8 protein-coding genes are annotated in these 6,520 nt (G+C 60.1%); 4 read left to right on the top strand and 4 right to left on the bottom strand.

All coding sequences use genetic code 11. From position 1 onward, the window contains the following. Positions 1-33: 33 nt before the first annotated feature. The 3 genes from AB0E94_RS26580 to AB0E94_RS26590 are packed head-to-tail and all read right to left on the bottom strand — an operon-like array spanning position 34 to position 2,431. Positions 34-1,281, bottom strand: coding sequence for an AAA family ATPase (locus AB0E94_RS26580; protein ID WP_360330935.1), 1,248 nt, complete (start codon positions 1,279-1,281; stop codon positions 34-36). After that, complete coding sequence (locus AB0E94_RS26585; RefSeq protein ID WP_360330938.1) at positions 1,272-1,940, bottom strand: hypothetical protein; 669 nt, start codon at positions 1,938-1,940, stop codon at positions 1,272-1,274. Before AB0E94_RS26585 ends, AB0E94_RS26580 begins: the two co-directional genes overlap by 10 nt. Further along, positions 1,937-2,431 carry a DUF262 domain-containing protein gene (locus tag AB0E94_RS26590; RefSeq protein WP_360330941.1) on the bottom strand — a complete coding sequence of 165 codons (495 nt, stop codon included), beginning with the start codon at positions 2,429-2,431 and terminating at the stop codon, positions 1,937-1,939. Before AB0E94_RS26590 ends, AB0E94_RS26585 begins: the two co-directional genes overlap by 4 nt. A gap of 477 nt (positions 2,432-2,908) precedes the next feature. Here AB0E94_RS26590 and AB0E94_RS26595 point away from each other — a divergent pair, with 477 nt between their 5' ends. The 3 genes from AB0E94_RS26595 (at position 2,909) to AB0E94_RS26605 (ending at position 5,422) form a co-directional block, all read left to right on the top strand. Then, on the top strand, positions 2,909-3,220 hold the full coding sequence (locus tag AB0E94_RS26595) for a transposase (protein WP_360330944.1): 312 nt from the start codon (positions 2,909-2,911) through the stop codon (positions 3,218-3,220). A 41-nt stretch (positions 3,221-3,261) separates the two neighbouring features. Beyond that, positions 3,262-4,143, top strand: coding sequence for an IS3 family transposase (locus tag AB0E94_RS26600; protein WP_360330959.1), 882 nt, complete (start codon positions 3,262-3,264; stop codon positions 4,141-4,143). Between the two features lie 217 nt (positions 4,144-4,360). After that, complete coding sequence (locus AB0E94_RS26605) at positions 4,361-5,422, top strand: XRE family transcriptional regulator (protein WP_360330962.1); 1,062 nt, start codon at positions 4,361-4,363, stop codon at positions 5,420-5,422. Positions 5,423-5,439: 17 nt separating this feature from the next. Here AB0E94_RS26605 and AB0E94_RS26610 read toward each other — a convergent pair whose 3' ends face one another. Next, positions 5,440-6,045 (bottom strand): HAD family hydrolase, encoded by a 606-nt coding sequence (locus AB0E94_RS26610; RefSeq protein WP_360330947.1) that lies wholly within the window; start codon positions 6,043-6,045, stop codon positions 5,440-5,442. Between the two features lie 92 nt (positions 6,046-6,137). Between AB0E94_RS26610 and AB0E94_RS26615 the strand changes: the two genes are divergently transcribed. Next, positions 6,138-6,520: transposase family protein (locus AB0E94_RS26615; protein ID WP_360330950.1), on the top strand; the 383-nt coding region annotated here is incomplete at its 3' end.

Consider the following 6,520-nt stretch of genomic DNA (forward strand, 5'->3'; position numbering starts at 1 on the left):
GAACTGGGGACGCTAGTGGAGAATCCTACTTGGCTACTGAGCGTTGATCTTCGCTCGAATCCAGCCGACTAGCTGAACACTTTGCTCGTTCAGCTTAGTGTCATCTAGCAGCAGATCAACTGAGGCTCTGACAATTGGGCGAAGTCCACCGAACGTTTTGCCCAGCTCCTCGATCCAGTCGTGCAGGTCGCTGCCATCAAGCCCTTCAAGTGCCATTCTGAGTGCTTCTGCTCCTTCGGGCAACGGGGGTAACCAGTTCCGAAATTCTCCCATACGCCATCGAATTAGCAGTCCTCTAAGAAGGGTTTCCGGCGCCTCCTCCCCGGCTAGATAGTTTATTTTCGCTCCTTGCTCCGGAGATCCGTCTGGTCGTTGATCGCCGTCAAATATTCCTAGAATCTCAACCCCAGTTGAACCGCCGACTTGGATTTCGGCGAGGACCCGAGTAATGCCCGACTCTCCATTGGCCACGTGTCGAATATCCACTCGAGACAAGAGGTCGTGGTCGAGGTGCGACAACGTTGCATGGAGTACTTCGGCAGCAACGCGGTCTTCGACCAAGAGGACCGCCGCCTTATTTGGCCGAAGTCCAAGTTGAGCAGAAAGCTGAGAAATGGGAAGTCCGGAGCGCACCGCTGGTGCCGGAATCGACGTAATGTATGTGACGTTGTCCTGAGGGAGGCCCTGAAAGAATCCGGGAGAATGGCTGGAAACCAAAAGGCACAGATCTCGATCAACGGCTAACGAAACGACACAGTCGACTAGTTTTTCTTGCGAGAAGGCGGCAAGGTGACTCTCCGGTTCTTCTAGAACGACAATTGAACCACGAGGCAGCGAATGCACCCTCCACAGCAAATACGCGGCCGACAGTTCTCCTCGTCCCATCTGCGGCAGGGAATATCGGATTCCCATAGACTCTGTCGCGAAATATGGCAAAGGATCGTCTTCTTCGCTGAACGCAGTAACCTCATACACCAGGAACTCTGAGTAGCTTCGACGAAGGACATACCCCAATAGTTCAAGAAGGGCCGGATCGAATGGTGCTGGATCTAAGCCCTCTAGAAGATCTTGTGCTTGGGAGTCTAGGCTGAATTGACGTAAAATTTCCCCCGTTTCCCGAGCCGCGTCAATATAGAACACCGGGGCCCGGAGATCTGTTCGCCCCGTGGAGGAAGATACGTCAAAATCGGCGACCCATTGATCGCTACCGTATGTTCCGGAGAGATTTACCTTCTTTAGCTGAGTAAGCTTCTTCTGCCTCTCCGCGAATCTCAGAACCATCCATCCCCTCCCCAGTGCGACGTTAGACTGAAGGATGAAAGCGCCGGTTCTGGAGCTGAGTCGCCAATTTCTTGTAGCAGAGACCATGCTTTCGGAATGGGGCTTAGGAAGCTATTGATTGGCGCTTCCGGATAATATTCGCGAACTAGAATCATCCAAGCGGTAAAGTCCCTAAGGACAACCGAGGAAACGTCGGCGACTCGAGCGGTTGCGCGGTCGTTGAAAACCTCTAGTGGAACACCACTGTGGCCCGACCTTCGAGCTCCCCGCAATCGTTCAATTGTTTCTATCGTGGCTTCAAGGCTCGGGGAAAGGTCGTGAAACGCATCCTCTCGAATGAGCTTCGCAGTCATGCAAAGCCAGGTGTGAACGGTGGCTTTGTTCCATTTTAGGCGCTGCTCCGTCCGGTTGATGACTGATAAATTTAGAATATGGTCTAGGGACTTTTTTGCTGTTTCAATTATTGCCTCATCAAAAGGCTCCTTTGCTCGATACCTGGCTGTAATCCTCAGGGCTGTTATCTTTTCTGTCAGTCGGCCCTGCTCAAGTGTTAGTAGAAATCGAGCAATAAGATCATCATAAGCCATGCGAGCGTTCGAGAATCCGAGACGTTCTGTAGACATCCCACGCTTTCCTGCCCAGTCGACCAGCTCTTTCACCTGATTCCTAGCTGGACCGACAAAAGCGTTCCTTTTTCCGCCTCGGTTAACGTCATCGGCTGATTTAGCCTGAAGAAGAGTTCGTGCGGTTCGTCTGGCGTGTAATCATGAAGTTCGAAAACGCGAATTGCGAATGACTCAAACTCGTCCCTTACATCTTCTGGGAGTTCCTCAAACTTGAGGCCATTCAGGCTGGCTATTTCGTCGACGATTGGTTCGACCGTTCCATCTACTGGAAATGTATTTTCCAGAAAGTCTCGAATGGCGGTTAGGCGTTGCTGGCCGTCTAGGACGTCAAACTTCCCGCCCCCTTTTGCGACCAAGTGAATTGGCGGGACGTGCCATCGGCGCAGAATGGTATCAATTAGTTTTTGCTTCTTTCCGACCCCCCATACTTCGCCCCTCTGAAAGTCTGGCTGCAAGTCAATGGCATTTTTCTGAATGCGTCGAAAGATTGTGGCGATATCCGGATCGCTAGTTTGAAACTTCAAAATCTAATTCCATTCATACTAATTTTAATTACCTCTTGATTCATCGCTCGCGCGTCAGAATTTGAGTAACTGAGGTCTCAGTCTACGCGAACTTATCATATGACAGAGATGCTCAGGGACGTCTACTGACGCTTGGAAATACTGAGACGTCTCGGAGGCTGAGTTTCTTCCGTCCGTCCCGTAAGGACAAGCTGACGGTTAGCCGGTAGTCGAAGTGCAGGTGAGCCCTTGGACTACCGGCGACGATAGGCCCGGCCGTCCGCGACTTGCTCCGGACAGCCGGGTTGTCACCGATGCTGAGGACAGAGCGATGGATGTGGGACCACAACAGTCAGGGGCCGGGCAACTGGAGAAGTTGGGGCTGGCTGAGTTTGTTGGCACGGCTGAGATTCAGAAGATCATGAAAGTCAGTCTGAGCCACCCCCGCTTCCATGGAGTTTCATGATCATGTTGTGATCGCCATGGGAGGCAAGCATCGTGGCTGCACCGAAGAAGTACCCTGATGACCTGCGGCAACGCGCTGTCCGGCTGTACCGGGACTCTGATCCGAAGCCGGTGATCAAGCGGCTGGCGGAGCAGTTGAACGTGCATCCGGAAGCGCTGCGGAACTGGATCCGGCAGGCTGAGGCCGATGCGGGTGAACGCGCCGACCGGCCGACCACCGAGATGCTGCAGGAGAACCGCCGGCTGGCCAAGGAGAACGCCGAACTGCGGCGGGCCAACGAGATCCTGAAGGCGGCGTCCGCGTATTTCGCGGCGGAGCTCGACCCGACCCGGCGACGGTCCTGACGTTCATCGACGAACAGTCACACCGCTTCGCGGTCGCGCTCCTGTTACGGGTGCTGGAGATCGGCGAGTCCACCGCCTACGCCTGGCGCAAGCAGGCCGAGCAGCCCTGTGACCGCGACGTGGTCGACCTCGGCCTGCTGTCCAACATTCACGAGGTCTGGGAGGCGTCCGGCCACACGTACGGCTCCGACCGCATCCACCAGCAGTTGCGCCGTGACGGCATCCGCGTCGGGCGTAAGCGCATCGAGCGGCTGATGCGCGAGCAGGGCTGGCAGGGCGCGTATCTGCGGCGGGGCTGGCGCGGCGGCCCCAGCACCCGTCCGGATCCGAGTCGGGAGCCGGCGCCGGACCTGGTCAACCGGCAGTTCCGTGTCGGCGGCCCGGACCGGTTGTGGGTCGCTGACGCCACCCGTATCCCTTGCGCGGAGGGCGTGTTCTGGCTTGCGGCGGTCCGCGACGCGTTCTCCCGCCGAATCGTCGGCTGGAAGACCTCCGACCGCTGCGACACCGACCTGATCCTCGCCGCCCTGGAATACGGCATCTACTCCCGGCACGTCCGTGACGGCGAACTGATCCACCACAGTGACCACGGCTCGAACTACACGTCGTTCCGGTTCGCGGATCGCTTGTACGACAACGGGATCCTGCCCTCGATGGGCACCGTCGGTGACTCCTACGACAACGCCCTGATGGAGAACTTCTGGTCCACATTGAAAATCGAACTCGTCTATCGCAGCACCGGCTGGCGCACCCGCGACGAAGCCGAGAACGCCCTCTTCGCCTACATCGACGGCTGGTACAACACCCACCGCATCCAGAAAGAACTCGGCTACCTCAGCCCCGACGACTACGAGACCGCCTGGCACGCGCTACAAGCAATCCAACCCGAACCCGCAATGACCACCCTTACCATCAACCAGTAGCAGGAAAAACCGCTCCATCAAAGCGGGGGAAACTCAGTCGGCGACGGGTTTACCAACTCTGCCATCGGCGTGGCTTTCCTGAGCCGGCTGCCGTTCTGGCTTGCGGAAAGGTCTGGGCCACGGCCGAGGTTATAGCCTGGATTCGGGTTCATCGACCGGCGGATCTGTTGTGAGTGCCGGGCTTTACCTTGCTCGGGCCGCACAGGATCGGCTGTTGGTGGCCAGGGACAGCGAGATCGGCTTCTACATCGATCGGGCGTCGGTCGCCACGGCCCAAGCCGCACCTCCCGCATCTGACAGCACAATCAGCGATATCGACCTGCGGGTGCCCGAACTGGTCACCGACCATGCCCTCCACGTCGACAGCGATGCGGGCGGCGCCTGGAACAGCTTCTCCGTCGTGACCAGCATGCTCGCCCAGCAACGGCAAGCGGTTCCGCCGGCAGCTCTGCTGAGCCTGGTGGAGGCGCACCGGGACTGCCTACTGACGCTGTTCCGCAAAGCAGAGAAGGATCCGATCAGAGTCGACATCGGTGTCATGCTCGGCGAGGCATCCATCGTGGCCAGCCGGCTGTGGAGCGCGCGAGGCAACCGCTCCATGGCCCTAGCCCATTGCGCCTACGCCCGCGGCCTTGCCGATCGACTCGGCAGCGTCCGGCTTGGTGCCACCGCACGGATCTTCGAAAGCAACCTGCACTCGGGGGCCTCGACGCTGATCCAAGCCGACGGCGACATCATAACCGGGCTGCGATTGCTCGACGAGGCAGCCACTGCGGCTGACCACCTCACCGCTGCGGCGCAGGCCAGGATCGCCGCCGAGCAAGCCCAAGCGTACGCGGCGCTGGGCCTGCGTAACGAGACCGACGACGCCCTCGTGCGGGCACGGCAGGCCGCCGCCGGCATCACCGCGTACGACCGCACCGGCCTTTTCAGCGACTGGAACCCGACGCGCGTGGACGTGTACGAAGGCACCTGCCACCTGCTACTCAACGAACCCGCACGCGCCGTCACCCATCTGGAACAAGCCGCCACCGCCCTGAATAACGACCAGAGCAACACCAACGTGGCGCTCGCCGCCCGCGTCGACCTCGCCAGCGCCTACGCCCTCACCGGCCACCTCGACGCGGCCTGCACGACCCTCGGGGAAACCTACGAGCAACTGCAGCGGATCGGTAACCTTCGTGGAATTTCACGCGCCCGGCGCGCCCGAGAAGGGCTGAACCGCTGGAACAGCGAGCCGATCGTGCAGGAGTTGGACCGCCGTATGGCTGCGGCCTGACAGCACCCGGCCCCTGGTCAGGCTCCCCGGACTAGCGAGGTGATCGTCGCGACGACCAGCTCAGGGTCCAAGTGGTCAAGCACCGCGTCCGGGCCATGGCTGGCCAGCTCCTCCCGACTTTCCCGATGAGCGACCACCACCACCCGGAACCCCGCAGACCTCGCACACGCAATGTCATTCGGGGCGTCTCCCACCACCACCGTCCGCGCCGGCGTCAACTCGATCCCAAACTTGTCCCGGTATCGTCGCGCCACAACTGCGGCAAGCTGAAACCGGTCACGATGATCTGACCCGTAAGCCCCTATCTGAAGGTCCAACTCGTCCCGCACGTTCAGCGAAGCGACCTTGACCTCCGCCGCAGCCCGCAGATTCCCGGTCAGAACCGTCTGCACGAAACCGCGCCGGTGCAGCTCGGCAATACTCTCGGCCACCCCCGGGTACGCCGGTTGAACCCGGACCAACTCGTCACGGCCAGCCTGCATGACCGCAGCCAGCACAGTGCTGAAGCGCGGGAGGCCAGCCTCAGCGTCCGCCGAGGCGATACCAGAGGCGACCGCGGTGTCAATCACGATCGACTCGTCGGTGTAACCGTGAGCCATTTTCATCGTGACGGTGCAGGTCACGGGCAGTACGGGAGGCCGGTGTCCACGTAGGACGAGGCTCCCGGTAAGACAGCAGTCGACCAAGATCCGATGCCCCAACCGGGAGCCTCGCTGTGCTGTCTTACCCTGCCTCGATTCCGTTGTCCACTCGCAGCCTGAACCACCTCGCCGGCCTCATCCGGGCCCACCGCGCCCAGCGCAGGTCACGGTGGCGGCGCCTCGACCCCGGCCGGCAAGCCCTGCTCGCCCTCGCGCACCTGCGTAACGGCGACACCCTGACCCGGCTGGCCTGCGGTTTCGAGATCGGCGTAACCACGGCCTGGCGATACGTCCGTGAGGCCATCGACCTGCTCGCCGCCACCGCCGACGACCTCCAAACCGCGATGATCCGGATCCGGCTACTCGCCTACGTGATCCTCGACGGCACCCTGATCCCGATCGACCGGGTCGCCGACCAGAAGCCCTACTACTCCGGAAAACACCGCCGCCACGGCGT

The sequence above is a fragment of the Actinoplanes sp. NPDC026670 genome (assembly GCF_040638175.1).
Taxonomy (GTDB): domain Bacteria; phylum Actinomycetota; class Actinomycetes; order Mycobacteriales; family Micromonosporaceae; genus Actinoplanes.